We start from the raw sequence: 17,829 nt of genomic DNA, 5'->3' as shown, positions 1-17,829 counted from the left end.
TTATAAAATCTCCGCACCATGTCTGACGCAATCATCGCAATCGTGCCCGCCGCCGGAGTCGGCGCCCGCGCCAGCCGGCCCGGGCACGAAGCCGTTCCGAAGCAATACCGTCCATTGGCCGGACAGCCCATGCTGCGGCATGCGGTCAGCGCGTTGCTGGCCGACGCGCGCGTGTCCGAGGTTCGGGTGGCGGTCAGCCCGGGCGACGGCTGGGTCGATGCCGCGCTTGCTGGCCTGCCGCGCACTGTCTGGCGTGCCTGCGGCGGCGCGACGCGCGCCGATACGGTCGCCGGCGCGCTTGCCGACAGCGAGGTCGCCGACGACACCTGGGTGCTGGTGCACGATGCGGCCCGCCCCGGCTTGCCTGCCGAGGCGCTGGCGCGGCTGATCGATGCCTGCCTGGCCGATCCGGTGGGCGGTTTGCTGGCCCTGCCGGTGGCCGACACGGTCAAGGGCGGGCACCAGCGGGTCGAGCGCACACTGGACCGCAATGGCCTGTGGCTGGCGCAGACCCCGCAGATGTTCCGCGCAGGCGTGCTGCGCGATGCGCTGACCGCGGCATCCGTGAATGGCGTCATCGTCACCGACGAGGCCTCGGCCATCGAGGCCGCCGGCTACGCGCCGTTGCTGGTCTCGGGGTCGATGCGCAATTTCAAGGTGACATGGCCGGACGATTTTGAACTGATGGAAAAATGGCTATGAGCATTCCTTTTCGCGTCGGGCAAGGCTTTGACGTGCACGCGCTGGTCGAAGGCCGGCCGCTGATCATCGGCGGGGTCACGATTCCCCATACGCACGGCCTTTTGGGGCATTCCGATGCGGACGTGCTGCTGCACGCGATCACCGACGCGCTGCTGGGCGCGGCGGGGCTGGGCGACATCGGCCGGCACTTTCCCGACACCGATCCGGCCTTCAAGGGGGCCGACAGCCGCGTCCTGCTGCGCGAAGCCATGGCGCGCGTGCGCCAGGCGGGATGGGCGCCGGTCAATATCGACGCCACGCTGCATGCGCAGGCGCCCAAGATCGGCCCGCATGCGCCGGCCATGGTGAAGAACATTGCCGCCGATACGGGGCTGGCAGAGACCGAGGTCAACATCAAGGCCAAGACCAACGAAGGGCTGGGCTACCTGGGCCGCAAGGAAGGCATCGCGGCGACGGTGGTTGCGCTGCTGGCGCGCGTGGATTCCTGACGCGCCACCGGTTCCGTGGCGCGAACGCCACGCCTGCCCCCAAATCGAAAGCCGTCCGTGCCGCCAGCCCGGGCGGCTTTTACGTTGGAATACATCTTTAACAAATGAATAAGCGGACCGGTTTGATCTGACATACGCTGCGCGACTTGAAATCTGACTAATCAGGGACATTCAGATGCGATTCCGTGGCGCGGGGCTATTTTTCGTGCTGGCCGCTTTTGCTACCACCGCGCACGCGGCGTATGAGAAGCAGCTCGGCCCACTGGCAGGCACCGTCAAACAGCAGCTTTTGCAGGGCTGGCACGTCGGCGAGCAGGACGGCTGGTTCACGCTGCGCAATAGCGATGTGCCCGGCGGCGAGCAGACGTTCTACATCAATCCGGGGCCTGCGCCCGAGACGGGCCGCATCACCGATGTCAACGTGATGGTCAACTCGAAGAGTCCCAAGGCGTCCATCGGCATCGCGCTGAACAACAACGCGCGCAAGAGCCTGTGCCTCCTGGAGATCCGGGCGGATCGCAACACGATGCTGTTCTGTCTGGAGGGCCAGACGCGCCGCGACATCGCTTCCGTGCCCAACGTGGCCAAGCTGGACGGCACCGACCGCATCAGAGTGGTGGAAGTGCCCGGCGCCGCGCGTTTCCTGGTCAATGGCCAGAAGATTGCCGATATCGAGAACGAGCCCGCGCTGGGCAGCGAAATCGGCATCATGGCGTACGACGAAGGCACGTTCGGCATTGCCGACTTCATGATCGTGTCGGACGTGGCTGCCAAGCCCGCCGGGTCCGGCGCGCAAGGCGGCGCGGGGGCGGGTGCGCCGCGCGTGCCGTCGGCGGCGCCGCCTCCCGCGCCCGCCAATAACACGGCAGCCAACAACACGCCCGCCACCCGCACGCCCGCCAACAACGCTCCCGGCTTGCCGGGCGAGGGTCCCTATCCGCGCTTTGGCGGCGATACGTTGCGCATCGTCGGGGTCTACGTCGGGATCATGCGCAGCATCTTCCTGCACGAGTTTGGCCACGCGCTGATCGGCGAGCTGGAGTTGCCGGCGACGGGCGCCGAGGAAGACGCGGTCGACATGTACTCGGCGTTGCAGATCGTCGAGCCCACCATGTATCCGACCAAGGACGAGGACCTGAACACGATGGCCCGCGAGGCCGCGACGTATGCCGCGCTGCAGTGGTACTACAGCGGCAAGCTGGCGGAAAAGCGCGGCGCCTCGGCAAGTTCGGCCTGGCAGGACGAGCACACGGGCGACTTGAAGCGCTTTCGCAACATGCTGTGCATCATGTACGGCGGCAATCCCGCGGTGTTCGAACCGGTGGCCAAGCACGTTGGCTTCGAGGACCGGACCAAAGCGCGGTGCACGGACGAATTCAACAAGCAGAACCGCGCGTGGCGCCGGCTGCTGGCACCGCATACGCGGGTCGGCACCTGGACGCCCGACGGCCTGCAGCCGGCCAACGCGCCCGGCGCGCCGGTCAACGTGGTGTTCGAGCCATCCAAGCGCAAGATCGGCAACCTGTTCGCGAACAACCTGTCCGAGGCCATCACCAACAACATCAAGCTGCTCGGCCAGACCTACGTGCTGCCGCGGCCGGTCAACGTGGTGTTCAAGGATTGCGGCCAGTTGAACGCCTGGTACAACCCGCGCGAGGGGTCGATCACGATGTGCTACGACCTCATCGAGAACATCGCGGTGATGGTTTCGGACATTGAGATGGGCACGGTGGGCGGCGAGGTCGTCGCCAAGGATGGCGGCGCGCCGCCGGCGCCGCGGCAACCGCCCGCGGCGGGGCAAGGCATGCCGGCGCTGCCCGCCGGCGCCTTCGACGAGCTGAAGGACTACGGCGTGCCGCCGACGAACCTGCTGTTCTCGTCGCCGTATCGGGGGCCAACGCCCAACAAGCACACGCGCGCCGACATCATCACGACGCCGGAGCTGGTGCGGTTGATCAACAACGATAAAAACATTCTCATCATCGACACCAGCGGGCTACGGGAGACGCTGCCCATCGCCTATCCGCTGTCCGACGCCGGGTCGGACGGCAGCGTCGCGGACCACCTGCAAGGCGCGCTGGACGCCTGGCTGAAGAAGAACACCGGAGACCGGCGCGACACGCCCATCGTGTTCATGGGCGCGGGCATGAACGACCGATCCTCCTACAACGCGGCGCTGCGCGCGGGGACCCTGGGTTGGCGCGCCTACTGGTATCGGGGCGGCATGGAGGCGTGGACCGCCAACGGCCTGCCGACCGCGCCGGTCAAGCCCGCCGCCGGCAAATAGCGCGCTACACGTCAGCCAAAAGGAAAAGCCCGCCTGCATCATGCAGGCGGGCTTTTTTTTGCGAGCGGCGGGGCGCTTACTTGCCTTGGGCGGCCAGCGCCAGCGCGGCGGCGTTGACGACGGCGGCAATCCGGCCGGCGTCGCGCAGCTGTTCGGTCGACAGGCCGTCGTTCTTCAGGTTCTCATAGTGCGAAGCCACGCAGAAATGGCACTTGCCGATGATGGAAGCCACCAGGGCGAAGAGCTCGAAGCGCTTCTTTTCCACGCCGCCATGGGTGGCGTAGGCGTTCATGCGCAACTGGGCCGGCAGGCTCTTCAACTGGGCGTCGCCGGTCATCTCCACGTAGGGATACCAGGTGTTGTTCATGCCCATGAGGGCGGAGGCGGTCAGCGCGGCATTGGCGTCGCCTTCCGACAGGCCGCTCTTGAAGGCCTCGACCAGCACCGGGCTGCGCGCGGCGTACGCGGCGGACAGGGCGGCGCCCACGGCGTCTTCGGGAGCCAGCGTCGAGCGGGCAATCACGGCGTCCAGATTCAGGCGGATGTCCTTGGCCCAATCCGGCAGCTGTTCCTTAATGGTCGTAAGAAATTCCATAGTTTTTACCTATAATCTAGCGCAATTAATGCCCGGCGCAGGGCCTGCGGACAGGCCCCGGACCGGGCTGGAAATTACAGCGTGGCGCCGCCAACCGTACGGTTGCACGGGCACAGTTCGTCGGTTTGCAGACCGTCGAGCAGACGCAGCACTTCTTCCGGGTTACGGCCGACGTTCAGGTTGTTCACCGAAACGTGCTGGATCGTGTTGTCCGGGTCGACGATGAACGTGGCGCGCAGGGCAACGCCAGCACCCTTTTCACGCACGCCCAGCTGGTCGATCAGGGCGCCGGTGGTGTCGCCGAATTGGTAGTGACCCAGCTTGTTCAGGTCCGGGTGCTCACGGCGCCAGGCCAGCTTGACGAATTCGTTGTCGGTCGAACCGCCCAGCAGGACGGCGTCGCGGTCTTCGAAATCCTTCGCCAGCTTGTTGAAGCCGACGATTTCGGTCGGGCACACAAACGTGAAGTCTTTCGGGTAGAAGTAGATCACCTTCCACTTGCCGGGGAACGAGCTTTCGGTGATGTCTTCGAACGCCGACACGCCGTTTTCTTCGTGCTGGTTGAAGCCGGGCTTGACGCCGGTGACCTTGAAGGGTTCGAGTTTGTCGCCAACAGTTTTCATGTTTACTCCCGTAGTTGTTGGGTGGAGATAAGGCAGCGCCTCAAACCACAAATTTTACGCTATGGATTATCGTTGTCTAATTGATAATTCCTAAACTTGGCTTTGGGCAGCTCTATCCGTGCGGTGAGTCCGCCGCCCTCGCGCGGCAGCATGCGCAGCGACCCGCCGACGTGCTTGAGCAGGCGTTCGACGATGGCCAGACCCAGGCCCGCGCCGCTGACGCCGGTGCGGGCGGCCTCACCGCGAGAGAACGGGCGCAGCAGTCGGTCCACGTCTTCCGGCGCGATGCCAGGGCCGCGGTCGGACACTTCGATGACGATCATGCTGCCTTCGGCCTGCAGCGTCATGTTCAGGTGCGCCATCCCATCGTCGGGCGAGCGGCCATAGCGGCGCGCATTCTCGATCAGGTTGCTGACGATGCGCTTCAAGTCCAGCGCGGTGATGCGGGCGCGCAGGCCAGGTTCGAGCGAGGCTTCCAGTTCGCCGCCCAGCGAGGCGGTATGGCTGCGCTCGCGTTCGTACAGTTCGGCAAGCACCGCGGAAATGTCGGTGGCCAGTTGCGGCAGCGTGCCCGCCGGGCGCGCGTATTCCATGAGCTGGCCGATGCTGTGGTCGATCTGGCCGAGGTCTTCGTCGATGGCCTGCCGGGCGTCCTCGGACACGCCGCTGAGTTCGATTTCCAGCCGCATGCGCGCAAGCGGGGTGCGCAGATCGTGCGAGATCCCGGCCAGCATGAGTTCGCGATCGGCCTCGGCCTGCCGCAAATCCTTGGCCATGCGATTGAACGACGCATTCAGGTCGCGGATCTCGAGCGGGCCCTGCTCGGGCAGCGGCGCGGGTGTTTCACCACGCGACAGCACCTGGGCCGCACGCGCCAGACGGGAGAGCGGCCGGTTGACGAATCCCACACTGACCGCGGCGCCGACCAGAGACAGCAATAGCGCGGTGGCGCCCCATCCCAGCCATTCAATGCCGCCTGTCAGGCCAATCTGCTCGCGCTCGAATACCAGCCAGTACAGGTCCTTTTCGATCTGGAAACTGACCCAGAAGCCGGGGACCTGGTTCACGCCCCAGGCAATCTGCGTTTCCGGGCCGAAGCGCGTGCGGATGTGCTGGGCGACACGTTGCCAGTAGTCGTCGTCGGGCAGGGCTTCGGCGAAGTCCGTGACCTCGCGCGGATAGACCTGGATGCCTTCGTTGGTGGCCAGGTCGAGCAGGAGCTTGCTGCGTTCGCCGTTATGGGAATAAATCAGCGCGGTGCGCGTGATATTGACGGCCGTGATCACCCGCTGCGCCATTTGATTGGCGCGCGGTCCCAGCTCCATGCTGAAAAATACTTGAAGCCACGCGCCCAGGCTGACGAGCATCAGCGCGGCGAGCAAAAGGAACGTGCGGCCGAACAAGCCCAGCCGCAAACGTGATGTCAGGTTCCTGAATGTTCTGCGCAGGCGCGGCACGACGCTGCGCTCCTGCCCGGGGCGGGCCAGCCGATCAGCTACCACCGTCCGGCACGAACACGTATCCTAGACCCCAAACGGTCTGGATGAATACGGGCTTGGACGGGTTTGGCTCGATCAGTTTGCGCAGACGCGAGATCTGGACGTCCAGGCTGCGATCGAAGGCTTCGTATTCGCGGCCGCGAGCCAGTTCCATGAGCTTGTCGCGCGACAGGGGAATCTTCGGATGGCGCGCAAAGACCTTGAGCACCGAGAATTCACCCGTGGTGATGGGCACCTGTTCGCCGTTGCGCGTGAGCGTGCGGGTGGACAGATTCAGCACGTAGGGGCCGAAGGCGATGGATTCGTTTTCCTGGCTGGGGGCGCCGGGATGTTCTTCCGTGCCGCGGCGGCGCAGAATCGCATTGATGCGGGCCAGCAGTTCGCGGGGGTTGAAGGGTTTGGACAGGTAGTCGTCCGCGCCCATCTCCAGGCCGACGATGCGGTCGATTTCTTCCGCCTTGGCCGTCAGCATGATGATGGGGGTGTTGTCGTGACCACCGCGCAGCCGGCGACAGATGGACAGGCCATCCTCGCCGGGCAGCATCAGGTCCAGCACGAGCAGGTCGAAGTGCTCACGTTGCCAGAGTTTGCCCATCTCTTTGGCGTCTTCGGCGACGAAAACGTTGAATCCCTGTTCGGACAAGTACCGGCGCAGCAGATCGCGCAAGCGCGGATCGTCGTCAACGACGAGGATTTTTCGGGTGGGGGTGGTGTTTTGCGTATTCATGGCCGGAAATGTAACAGTGACAAGAACCGGGGGCTAGAGGGCGTTCACAAGATATTACACATTGCGATCCCTGGTTGAAATCCCCCTTACACCCGGGGGTTACAGCGCCTTATTTCGTACAATCTGCATCTATGGAACTAAACCTGCTGGCACTGGAAACTTCGTCGTCACGATGTGGCGTGGCCCTTTTGCGGGCGGTCGACGGCCGCCTGGAGATCAGTGTCCGCGAACACGAAGGTTCCCAGGAACACGCCGAGCGCCTACTGCCTATGGCCGATGCGCTGCTTGCCGAGGCCGGCATTGCCGCATCAGGTCTGCACGCCGTGGCGTTCGGGCAGGGGCCCGGCGGCTTCACCGGCCTGCGCGTGGCCTGCGGCGTCGCCCAGGGAATGGCGCTGGGGCTGGGCATCCCGGTGTTGCCTATTGTTTCGCATCAGGCGGTGGCCGCGGACGTCGATGGCACCCCTGGCGAGGCCGTGGTCGTGGCGCTGGACGCCCGCATGAACGAGGTCTATCTCGCAGTCTACCGCCGCAGCGCCGCGGCGGGTGATGAATCCGTCTGGGAAACCCTGCAGGCGCCGATGCTGATCGCCGCCGCCGAGGTCGTGCCCTGGACGGCGCACCATTTGCCGATCTGGTCGGCGCGGGCCGGGCAGCCGATCGCGCCGCTGCTGGCAGGCGATGCCTGGGACGCATACGCCGCCGACATGGCGGCGCCCGCCGAATGGCGCCGTGCCGTCGATGCCCAGCGGCCGCAGGCAGCCAGCGTGGCGCGCCTTGCCCGCCAGGGCTGGCTGCGGGGCGAAACCTTGGCGCCCGAGCTGGCCGCGCCGCTCTATGTGCGGGACAAGGTGGCGTTCACCACCGCCGAGCGCCTGCGCGGCGAGGGCGGCAATCCCAAGGCCCAGCCATCGTTCGCAACGCCGGTGCCGCAGCCCATGACGCAGGCGGACCTGGAGGAAGTCGTGGCGCTGGAGGCGCAAGTTCAGGCGTTCCCCTGGACGCGCGGCAATTTCGCTGACGCCCTGGCGTCGGGCTACGGCGCCTGGACGTTGCGGCGCGAGGGCAAGCTGGCCGGATTCTGCGTGTTGATGTATGCGCCCGACGTGGCGCACCTGCTGGTGATTGCGGTGGCGCGGGACCTGCACCGCCAGGGGCTCGGCGGCGCGCTGCTCGATTGGTGCGAACAGCAGGCGCGCGAACGGGGGCTGGAAGGGCTGTTGCTGGAAGTGCGGCCGTCCAACACCTCGGCCATCAGTTTCTATAAGGGCCACGGCTACCTGCAGATCGGTGTGCGCCGTGGCTATTACCCGGCTGACAAGGGCGGCCGCGAGGATGCCATCGTCATGCAAAAGCGCTTTGGCCAAGCCGACGGAGCCCCGGCATGAACCCGGTGGACGCCGCGGCGCGCCCTGCGCCGCCCCGCATCAACCCGTTGCAGCGCATCTGGCTGCGCGAGCTCGGCATGGAGCGGCTGTGGCTGCGTAAGCCGCCTGCCGCGCCGGCCATCAAGACACCCGTTGCGCCCTCTGTCGGCGCATCGGCGCCGGCCCCCGTGGCGGCGCCCTCGGCCCTGTCCGGCGGCGCGCCCGCTGCGGCACCCCAATCCGCCATCGTCGCGCCGGCCCCCGCCGAATCGCCCTCTGCGGTTCCAACGATTGCGCCGCCCGCGCAGGCTGCCCAGGTTTCCGCGCCCGCCGCCACGCCGGCAGACCCGCCATCCGGGCGCGCATCATCGGCCATTCCGGCCTCGATCCTGAACCGCACCGGCCCGCCGCCGCGGCCGGCGCCGAAGGTCGAAGTCCAGGAGGAAGCGCCACCGCCCATTCCGGTGGCCGAGGCCGTCAAGGACGCCAATCTTGAACAGCTGGCCGCGCAGGTCGTGGCGTGTTCGGCCTGCGGCCTGTGCCAGGGCCGCCGCCATGCGGTGGTCGGCCAGGGCGCTCAGCCGACCCGTTGGCTGGTGGTGGGCGAAGCTCCCGGCGAACAGGAAGACCGCCAGGGCCAGCCCTTCGTGGGCCGGTCGGGCCAGTTGCTGGACGCCATGCTGGCGGCGGTGGGCATGAGCCGCGAGCGGGACGTCTTCATCACCAATGTCATCAAGTGCCGTCCCCCGGGCAACCGCAATCCCAAGCCCGAGGAAATCGCCGCCTGCAGCCCGTATCTGATGCGGCAGATCGCGTTGCTCAAACCCGAGCGCATCCTGGTGCTGGGGCGGTTTGCCGCGCAGACGCTGTTGGGCACGGACGCCACCATCGGCAGCCTGCGGGGCCGCGTCCATCACTTGAAGACGGACGAGGGCGCGCAGATTCCGGTCGTCGTGAGCTACCACCCGGCCTATCTGCTGCGCAGCCCGTCGGAAAAGGCGCGTGCCTGGCAGGACCTGAAGCTGGCCGCCCGCGAACTGTAGCGGGACCGGCGGCAAATGAAAAAACCGGGCGAGAGCCCGGTTTTTTGCTGGAAGATCAAGTGGTTGGCGCGCGCGGCCTAGTGGGTGGTATCCAGTGCGCGGCCGTGGCCTTCCTGTCCGATCTGGTCGTGCAGGTCGGGGTTGGCCTGCATGTTGCGCTTGCTCCAGCGCATGAAGACCACCATCAGCACGGCCACGACAGAGCCGAAGATCACGATGATCACGTTGATCGGCAGTTCCAGCCACAGCAGCAGCGTGTACATGGCCACCATGAGCAGGATGTTGAGCTGTTCGTTGAAGTTCTGCACGGCGATCGAATGGCCCGCCGACAGCAGCACGTGGCCGCGGTGCTGGAGCAGGGCGTTCATGGGCACCACGAAGAAACCGGCCAGGCCGCCCGTGAGCAACAGCAGCAGATAGACGCTCCAGGGCTGGTAGACCAGCGGCATCAGCAGCACGACCAGACCCATGGCGGCGCCCACCGGCAGCACGGCGAGCGCGCGGCGCAGCGGGATGCGGCCGGCCAGGATCGACCCGACCACCGTGCCCAGCGCGGCCACGCCCATCAGCATCGAGGCCTTGTCGAGCTGGTAGCCCAGGTGGCTGCGGCCCCATTCGATGACGATGAGCTGCAACGTGGCGCCGGCGCCCCAGAACAGGGTGGTGACGGCCAGCGAGATCTGCCCCAGCTTGTCCTTCCACAGCACGCAGACATAGCCCCAGAACGTGCGCACGAGGCGTACGGGGTTCTTCTGCTGCGGCGGATAACGCACGTGGGTGCGGGGAATCATCAGGTTGCACAGCGCCGCCAGCAGGTACACGAAGGCGATGACGAGGATGGCGGCCTCGGCCGGCGTGTGGACCAGCTTGCCGATGAAGGAGTGGCTGAGCAGGGCGGTGGAAACGGACGAGGAGATCAGCAGGCCGCCCAGCACGGTGCCCAGGATGATGGAGAAGACCGTCAGGCCCTCGATCCAGCTGTTGCCCTTGACCAGCATGGTGGGCGGCAGCATTTCCGTCACGATGCCGTACTTGGCGGGGGAATAGGCCGCGGCGCCGATGCCCACCACGCCGTAGGCGGCGCAGACCAGCCAGGTCTGGTACTGGGGGGCGACGCCGATGCTGGCGTACGAGAACATCAGCAGACAGCCGGCCACCTTCAGGGCATTGGTGGAGAACATCACGCGGCCCTTGGGGTAGGAGTCCGCAATGGCGCCCACGAACGCGGCCAGCACGACATAGGCCAGCGCGAACGACCATTTCATCATCGGGGCCAGCCAGTCAGGACCGTGCAGCTCCTGTATCAGCGCGATCGCTGCGATGAACAGCGCGTTGTCCGCCAATGACGAGAAGGCCTGCGCCGCCATGACCAGATAGAAACCACGTTTCAAGAATGTCCCCGATCTTTGGCCAGAGGCTGGCCAGTCCGCGTGAAAATTATGTGTCGTGCCAAAAAGTGTCAGGGAGTATAGCCGGACCCTTGCCCCGAGCCATTGCGCGTTTGCCCGCGGGTTGCCCGGCGCCGAGGTCAGGGTGGAGACCGCCTGCGGTATCATACGACCCATATGAGAGCCGGCCCTTCTTGGGCCGGTTTGCAATCTGTGCGGCAGGTCCGTTAACGCCTTTCGTTCAACCCACCCCGTCGTCATCGTACTGTGCGCCTTACTCAGCTCAAACTCGCCGGCTTCAAGTCCTTCGTCGACCCCACCGTCATCCCCGTGCCCAGCCAGCTGGTCGGCGTGGTGGGACCCAATGGCTGCGGCAAGTCGAACATCATCGACGCCGTGCGCTGGGTGCTGGGCGAAGCCAAGGCATCGGAACTGCGTGGCGAGTCCATGCAGGACGTCATCTTCAATGGCTCGGGCAACCGCAAGCCCGCCGCCCGGGCTTCGGTCGAAATGGTGTTCGACAACAGCGAGGGGCGCGCTGCCGGCCAATGGAGCAGCTACGCCGAAATTGCGGTGCGCCGGGTGCTGACCCGGGACGGCACCAGCAGCTATTTCGTCAACAACCAGCAGGTCCGCCGCCGCGACATCCACGACATCTTCCTGGGCACGGGCCTGGGCGCCCGTGGCTACGCGATCATCGGGCAGGGCATGATCAACCGCCTGATCGAAGCCCGCCCCGAAGAACTGCGGGTCTTCCTGGAAGAAGCGGCCGGCGTGTCGCGCTACAAGGAACGCCGCCGCGAGACCGAAAACCGCCTGTCCGACACGCGCGAGAACCTGACCCGCGTCGAAGACATCCTGCGTGAATTGAACAGCCAGCTCGAAAAGCTGGAAGCCCAGGCCGAAGTGGCCACCCGCTACCGCGAGCTCCAGGCCGACGGCGAAAAGAAGCAGCATTCGCTGTGGCTGCTGAAGGAAACCGGGGCCCGCGAGGAACGCGCCAAGAAGGCGCAGGAAATGGCGCAGGCCCAGAACGAACTGGAAGCCGCCATTGCCGGGCTGCGTGCGGGCGAGGCCGCGCTGGAATCCCGGCGCCAGGCCCACTACGCCGCCAGCGACGCCGTCCATACCGCGCAGGGCGCCCTGTACGAGGCCAACGCCCAGGTCAGCCGCCTGGAAGCCGAGATCCGCCACGTCGTCGATTCCCGCAACCGCCTGCAGGCCCGTCGTGATCAGCTTCAGCAGCAGATCGCCGAATGGACCAGCCAGCGCGAGCACTGCACCGAACAGATCGCCCAGGCTGAAGACGACCTGGCCGCGGCCGCCGCGCGCACCGAAGAGGCGCGCGCCACCGCGGAAGACGCGCAGGCGGGCCTGCCCTCGGTCGAGCAGCGCGTGCGCGAAGCCGCCGCCGGCCGCGACGAGATGCGCGCGGCTCTGGCCCGTGTCGAGCAGAACCTTGCGCTGGTCGCGCAGACCCAGCGCGACGCCGACCGCCAGATGCAGACCCTGGACCAGCGGCGCGAGCGCCTGCAACAGGAACTGCGCGAACTGCACAGCCCCGACCCCGAGCGCCTGGAACAACTGGCCGGCGACCGCGCCGCGGGCGAAGACCAGCTCGAAGCCGCCCAGGAAGAACTGGCCGTCCTGGAGGGCCGCGTGCCCGAGGCCGACGCCGAGCGCAGCCGCGCCCAGGCCGCCGCCCAGACCGAAGCCCAGAACCTGGCCCGCCTGGAAGCCCGCCTGTCCGCGCTGGTCAAGCTGCAGGACGACGTGCAGAAGCAGGGCGCGCTCGAACCCTGGCTGGCCAAGCACGAACTCGCCGGACTGTCTCGCCTGTGGCAGAAGCTGCACGTCGAACCGGGCTGGGAAACCGCCCTGGAATCGGCGCTGCGCGAACGCATGGCTTCCATGGAAGTGCGCAATCTGGATTGGGCGCGCGCCTTTGCCGACGATGCGCCGCCCGCCCGGCTGGCGTTCTATCAACTGCCCGCCGCCGCGCCCACGCCGCCGGCGCCGGCAGGTTTCACGCCGCTGGCCAGCCTGCTGCGCATCACCGATCCCGACCTGCGCACGCTGCTGAACGAATGGCTGGCGGGCGTCTATACGGCCAATGACCTGACCCAGGCCCTGGCCCTGCGCGCCACCTTGCCCGCCGGCGCTGCCTGCGTGGTGAAGGCCGGTCACCTGATCGACGCGCACAGCGTGCGTTTCTATGCGCCCGACTCCGAACAGGCTGGCCTCCTGGCGCGCCAGCAGGAAATCGAAAACCTGCAGCGCGAGATCAAGGCCCAGCAACTGATCGCCGACCAGGCCCGCGCCGCGGTTGCCCGCGCCGAAGCCGCCTGGCAGCAGGTGTCCCAGGCCATCTCGCCGGCGCGCACGCGTGTGGCCGAAGTCACGCGCCGCGTGCACGACATCCAGCTGGAACATTCTCGGCTGCAGCAGCAGGCCGAACAGTCCGGCGAACGCGCCTCGCGCCTGCGTCAGGACCTGGAAGAAATCAAGGCGCACGAAGAAGACCTGCGCGCCACGCGCGAAGAGGCCGAGGCCCGCTTCGAAGCGTTGGACGAAGAACTCGCCGAGCACCAGTCCAAGTTCGCCGATGCCGAGATGGACGGCGAGACGCTGGCGGCGCAAGCCGAGGCGGCCCGCACCCGTCTGCGCGAGCTGGAGCGCGCTGCCCAGGAAGCCGAATTCGCCGAACGCGGCATCCAGGTCCGCATCACCGACCTGCAGCGCAACCAGCAACTGGCCGCAGACCAGAGCCAGCGCGGCGCGGTCGAGCTGGAACAGTTGATGGGCGACCTGGCGGAGCTTGACGCGTCCGCGTCGCAGGCCGGCTTGCAGGATGCCCTGGAAATGCGCGCCGAGCGCGAGGAAGCGCTGTCGCGCGCCCGCCAGGAACTCGAAAACCTGGCAGCCCTGCTGCGCGGCGCCGACGAGGACCGCCAGCAACAGGAGCAGACGCTGGAACCGCGCCGCGCGCGCATCATGGAATTGCAACTGCAGGAGCAGGCCGCGCGACTGGCTGAAGAACAGTTCACGGAGCAGCTCAACGCGCGCGAAGTCGACCGCGAGGAGCTGGCCCAGTTCCTGGCCAACCAACCCGACGAATGGCGCCGCGCCAGCTGGCTGCAACAGGAAGTCGGCCGCATCTCGCGCCAGATCGAAGCGCTGGGCTCGGTCAACCTGGCCGCGCTCGACGAGCTGAACACCTCGCGCGAACGCAAGGGCTTCCTGGATTCCCAGCACCAGGACCTGATGACCGCCATCGAGACCCTCGAAGACGCCATCCGCAAGATCGACCGCGAAACGCGCGAACTGCTGCAAGAGACCTTCAACATCGTCAACGGCCACTTCGGCGATCTCTTCCCCAAGCTCTTCGGCGGGGGCGAGGCCAAGCTCAGCATGACCGGCGAAGAAATTCTCGACGCCGGCGTGCAGGTGATGGCGCAGCCGCCGGGCAAGCGCAACAGCACGATCCATCTGCTGTCGGGCGGCGAAAAGGCGCTGACCGCGACGGCGCTGGTGTTCGCGTTGTTCAAGCTGAACCCCGCGCCGTTCTGCCTGCTCGACGAGGTGGACGCGCCGCTGGACGACGCCAACACCGAACGCTATGCGAATCTGGTCGCCAACATGAGCGAGCAGACACAGTTCCTCTTCATCTCGCACAACAAGATCGCGATGCAAATGGCAAAGCAATTGATCGGTGTAACCATGCAAGAGCAAGGGGTTTCGCGTATCGTTGCGGTAGACATAGATTCGGCCGTCCAGATGATGGCCTCCGAAGCGGCATAAACCCAATATTGAGAAAGGCGCCGCCTTCCAGGCGCGGGATTTATACATGAGTGATTTGCAGATCGGGCTGATAGCCCTGGGCGTCTTGCTGATACTGCTGGTGTTGGGATTCAACTGGTGGCAGGACCGGCGCGTGCGCCGCAAGATGCAGAGCCACTTCCCCACGTCCGAACAGGATCCGTTGCTGGGCGCGGGGGCGGCGGGCGCCGCCACGGCCAATGTGGCCCGGCGCGAGCCCGGCATGGGCGGTGAGCCCGCGCGCGCGCAGCCCGGCCAACCGGCCCCCGTCGATCCCGGCAGCGATGCCGACGACGCGGAAGAACCCGATCCCGCGTGCGAAGTGGTCATCGAGATCAACTTTGCCGACGCGGTGCGCGGCGCGGATCTGCTGCCTTACATGCAGAGCCTGCGCAGCGTGGGCCGCAAGCCCATGCGCGTGTTCGCCGAAACCGACCAGCGCCGCCACCGCGCGCGCGTCCATCCCGGCGAATCCTATGCTTCCATGCAGCTGGCCGTGCTGCTGGCCAACCGCAGCGGTCCCCTGACCGCCATCGAATGGTCGCAAGCCTGGGCGCGTGCCCAGGACATGGCCGAGCGCTTCGACGCCACGATCGAAGGCCCCGACCAGCAGGCCGTGCTGGAGCAGGGCGCCCGACTGGACGACACCTGCGCCGCACTGGATACCCAGGTTGGCCTGACGCTGCTGTTGGGCTCGGCCCAACCGGCAGCCGAAGTCCTGGCCGTGGCGCGCGACGTCGGTTTCGTCGCCGACGGCAACCGCCTTGCGTGGCCCAACGAAAACGGCGTGGCCCGCTTCACGCTGGCCCGCGCAGACGGCGCGGCGTTCGACGCGGGCATGGGCGGCATCGAACGCCTGTACCTGCTGCTGGACGTGCCGTGCAGCCCGGCCGACACCCGCGCCTTTGGCCGCATGGTCGATGTGGGCCGCGACCTGGCGTCGCGCCTGCGCGCCGAGCTGGTCGACGATCAGGGCAAGCCCCTGGCCGATGGCTCCGAAGCCGTCATCGACGAGCGCCTGCAGGTTCTCTTCGGCCAACTCGAACAAGCGGGTCTGCCCGCTGGCAGCGAGCGCGCCCAGCGGGTGTTTGCCTGATGGCAAGCAGGTCCGGCGAGAACCCGGCGCAAGCCGCGGCGCGCCTGCGCGCCGAAATCGAACAGCACAACGTCCGCTATTACGTCTACGACGAGCCTTCCGTCTCGGATGCCGAGTACGACGGGCTGATGCGCGAATTGCAGGCCCTGGAGGCCGAGCATCCCGAACTGGTGACGCCGGAATCGCCCACGCAGCGCGTGGGCGCGGCGCCGGTCTCCGCGTTTGGCAGCGTGCGCCACGTGGTGCCGATGCTGTCGCTGAACAATGCGTTTTCCGAGGAAGAGGTGGCCGCCTTCGACCGGCGCGTCACCGAGACGCTGCGCGGCGCCGGCATGCTGGGACCCGCGCAGCAGCCAGACTACTTCTGTGAACTGAAGCTCGACGGCCTGGCGATCAGCCTGCGCTACGAGGACGGCCGCCTGGTGCAGGCCGCCACCCGCGGCGACGGCCAGACCGGCGAGGACGTCACGTCCAACATCCGTACGATCAAGGCAATTCCCCTGCAATTGAAGGGCGCGGCCCCGAAGGTGCTGGAGGTGCGTGGCGAGGTGCTGATGAACCGCGCCGACTTCGAAAAGCTGAACGCCGCCCAGGCCAAGCGCGATGAAAAGGTCTTCGTCAACCCGCGCAATGCGGCGGCAGGCAGCCTGCGCCAGCTCGATCCGCGCATCACGGCCAAGCGGCCGCTGCGTTTCTTTGCCTACGGCTGGGGCGAGGTCCAGGGCTTGCCCGGCTCGCCGAGCGGCCTGTTCGACGAAGCGTCCGCGGGCGCGGCGCAGGCGTCGCAACTGCCCGAGAAATCCCACGGCGCCATGCTGGAGTGGCTGTCGTCGCTGGGGCTGCCGGTCAATGTGGTGCACAACCACCGCGCAAGCGGCGCGCAAGGCCTGATGGACTTCTACGCCAAGGTGGGCGCCTTGCGCGCCACCCTGCCGTACGACATCGACGGCGTGGTCTACAAGGTCGATTCGCTGCCCGCGCAGAAGGTGCTGGGCTTCGTGGCGCGCGCGCCGCGCTTTGCGCTGGCGCACAAGTTCGCGGCCGAAGAAGCCACCACGACGCTGGTGGACATCGAGGTGCAGGTGGGCCGCACCGGCGCCATCACCCCGGTCGCGCGGCTCAAGCCCGTGTTCGTGGGCGGCGTCACCGTCACCAACGCCACGCTGCACAACGAAGACGAGATCCGTCGCAAGGACGTGCGCATTGGCGACACCGTCATCGTGCGGCGCGCGGGCGACGTGATTCCCGAAGTGCTGGGCCCGGTGCTGGAAAAGCGGCCCGACGATGCGCGTGAATTCGTCATGCCGACGCAATGCCCGGTCTGCGAGTCGGCCATCGAGCGCCTGGAAGGCGAGACCATCGCGCGCTGCACCGGGGGCCTTTTCTGTGGCGCCCAGCGCAAGCAGACACTGTGGCACGCGGCCAGCCGCAAGGCGTTGGACATCGAAGGCCTGGGCGAAAAGCTGGTGGACCAGTTGGTGGACAGCGGCCGCGTCAAGACACTGGCAGACCTGTACAGCCTGCGTCCGCTGGAACTCGTGGGCCTGGACCGCATGGGCCAGAAGTCCGCGGACAACCTGGTGGCCGCCATCGAGAAGGCGCGCTCGCCCAACCTGTCCCGGCTGCTCTTCGCGCTAGGCATCCGCCACGTGGGCGAAACCACGGCGCGGGACGTCGCACGGCATTTCGGCAGCATCGACGCCATCATGGACGCGGACGAAGACGCCTTGTCGTCGGTGCCGGACGTGGGTCCCGTGGTGGCCGCGTCGATCCGGCATTTCTTTGCCGAGCAGCACAACCGCGACGTCATCGAGCAACTGAAGTCGCAGGGCGTGAACCCGGTGGCCGAAGCCGCGCCGCAAGACACCACGCTGGCCGGCAAGACCTTCGTGCTGACCGGCACGCTGCCCAACTGGACGCGCGAAGAGGCCTCGATGCACATCCAGGCCGCGGGCGGCAAGGTCAGCGGCTCGGTGTCCAAGAAGACGGCTTATCTGGTCGCGGGCGAAGATTCGGGCAGCAAGCTGACCAAGGCCCAGGAACTGGGCGTGCCGGTGCTGGATGAAGATGGACTGAAGGCGCTGCTGGGCGTTTCCTAGCCAGGACGCTTCCGCGCGCTAACGAAGAAGGGCTGTACGCCACCGGCGTGCAGCCCTTTTTGTTGCTTGCTGGGGGGGCGGTGTCTGACACCTGAG

13 protein-coding genes are annotated in these 17,829 nt (G+C 66.9%); 8 read left to right on the top strand and 5 right to left on the bottom strand.

What is annotated here, in order from left to right; all coding sequences use genetic code 11:
• Positions 1-18 precede the first annotated feature (18 nt).
• The 3 genes from ispD (at position 19) to FBY20_RS04770 (ending at position 3,477) form a co-directional block, all read left to right on the top strand.
• Positions 19-702, top strand: a complete 684-nt coding sequence (ispD, locus tag FBY20_RS04780; protein WP_142050362.1) for a 2-C-methyl-D-erythritol 4-phosphate cytidylyltransferase — start codon at positions 19-21, stop codon at positions 700-702.
• On the top strand, positions 699-1,190 hold the full coding sequence (gene ispF / locus FBY20_RS04775) for a 2-C-methyl-D-erythritol 2,4-cyclodiphosphate synthase (protein WP_056321752.1): 492 nt from the start codon (positions 699-701) through the stop codon (positions 1,188-1,190). Before ispD ends, ispF begins: the two co-directional genes overlap by 4 nt.
• A 175-nt stretch (positions 1,191-1,365) precedes the next feature.
• Positions 1,366-3,477 carry a DUF4344 domain-containing metallopeptidase gene (locus tag FBY20_RS04770; RefSeq protein ID WP_142050359.1) on the top strand — a complete coding sequence of 704 codons (2,112 nt, stop codon included), beginning with the start codon at positions 1,366-1,368 and terminating at the stop codon, positions 3,475-3,477.
• A 76-nt stretch (positions 3,478-3,553) separates the two neighbouring features.
• On the opposite strand, the gene FBY20_RS04765 is transcribed toward FBY20_RS04770, so the two are convergent.
• The 4 genes from FBY20_RS04765 to ompR form a co-directional block, all read right to left on the bottom strand.
• A complete protein-coding gene (locus tag FBY20_RS04765; RefSeq protein WP_042796792.1) occupies positions 3,554-4,072 on the bottom strand; it encodes a carboxymuconolactone decarboxylase family protein in 519 nt (172 codons plus the stop codon).
• A gap of 74 nt (positions 4,073-4,146) precedes the next feature.
• On the bottom strand, positions 4,147-4,695 hold the full coding sequence (locus FBY20_RS04760) for a peroxiredoxin (protein WP_006217982.1): 549 nt from the start codon (positions 4,693-4,695) through the stop codon (positions 4,147-4,149).
• Positions 4,696-4,754: 59 nt separating this feature from the next.
• The gene (locus FBY20_RS04755) at positions 4,755-6,182 is read right to left on the bottom strand and encodes an ATP-binding protein (RefSeq protein WP_108005088.1); all 1,428 of its coding nucleotides are present in this window, start codon (positions 6,180-6,182) and stop codon (positions 4,755-4,757) included.
• Positions 6,183-6,186: 4 nt separating this feature from the next.
• Positions 6,187-6,921, bottom strand: a complete 735-nt coding sequence (gene ompR / locus FBY20_RS04750) for a two-component system response regulator OmpR (RefSeq protein WP_003813882.1) — start codon at positions 6,919-6,921, stop codon at positions 6,187-6,189.
• A gap of 131 nt (positions 6,922-7,052) precedes the next feature.
• On the opposite strand from ompR, the gene tsaB reads away from it, so the two are divergent.
• Positions 7,053-8,309 (top strand): tRNA (adenosine(37)-N6)-threonylcarbamoyltransferase complex dimerization subunit type 1 TsaB, encoded by a 1,257-nt coding sequence (tsaB, locus tag FBY20_RS04745; RefSeq protein WP_142050356.1) that lies wholly within the window; start codon positions 7,053-7,055, stop codon positions 8,307-8,309.
• Positions 8,306-9,331, top strand: a complete 1,026-nt coding sequence (locus FBY20_RS04740) for a uracil-DNA glycosylase (protein ID WP_142050353.1) — start codon at positions 8,306-8,308, stop codon at positions 9,329-9,331. The genes tsaB and FBY20_RS04740 overlap by 4 nt, the downstream gene beginning before the upstream one ends.
• Before the next feature lie 77 nt (positions 9,332-9,408).
• Here the strand turns inward: FBY20_RS04740 and lplT are convergent, their stop codons facing one another.
• Positions 9,409-10,722 carry a lysophospholipid transporter LplT gene (gene lplT, locus FBY20_RS04735; RefSeq protein WP_062840523.1) on the bottom strand — a complete coding sequence of 438 codons (1,314 nt, stop codon included), beginning with the start codon at positions 10,720-10,722 and terminating at the stop codon, positions 9,409-9,411.
• A 264-nt stretch (positions 10,723-10,986) separates the two neighbouring features.
• Between lplT and smc the strand changes: the two genes are divergently transcribed.
• The 3 genes from smc to ligA are packed head-to-tail and all read left to right on the top strand — an operon-like array spanning position 10,987 to position 17,733.
• Positions 10,987-14,520 carry a chromosome segregation protein SMC gene (gene smc / locus FBY20_RS04730; protein ID WP_056321768.1) on the top strand — a complete coding sequence of 1,178 codons (3,534 nt, stop codon included), beginning with the start codon at positions 10,987-10,989 and terminating at the stop codon, positions 14,518-14,520.
• Positions 14,521-14,566: 46 nt separating this feature from the next.
• Positions 14,567-15,634 carry a cell division protein ZipA C-terminal FtsZ-binding domain-containing protein gene (locus FBY20_RS04725; RefSeq protein WP_056321771.1) on the top strand — a complete coding sequence of 356 codons (1,068 nt, stop codon included), beginning with the start codon at positions 14,567-14,569 and terminating at the stop codon, positions 15,632-15,634.
• Positions 15,634-17,733: an NAD-dependent DNA ligase LigA gene (gene ligA / locus FBY20_RS04720; RefSeq protein ID WP_142050350.1), complete on the top strand. Its 2,100-nt coding sequence runs from the start codon at positions 15,634-15,636 to the stop codon at positions 17,731-17,733. The genes FBY20_RS04725 and ligA overlap by 1 nt, the downstream gene beginning before the upstream one ends.
• The last annotated feature ends 96 nt before the right edge of the window (positions 17,734-17,829 follow it).

Source organism: Achromobacter sp. SLBN-14 (assembly GCF_006715415.1).
GTDB classification, from domain to species: domain Bacteria; phylum Pseudomonadota; class Gammaproteobacteria; order Burkholderiales; family Burkholderiaceae_B; genus Achromobacter; species Achromobacter mucicolens.
The sequence above is the reverse complement of the archived record's forward strand: the minus strand, read 5'-3'. Positions and strand labels throughout refer to the sequence as shown.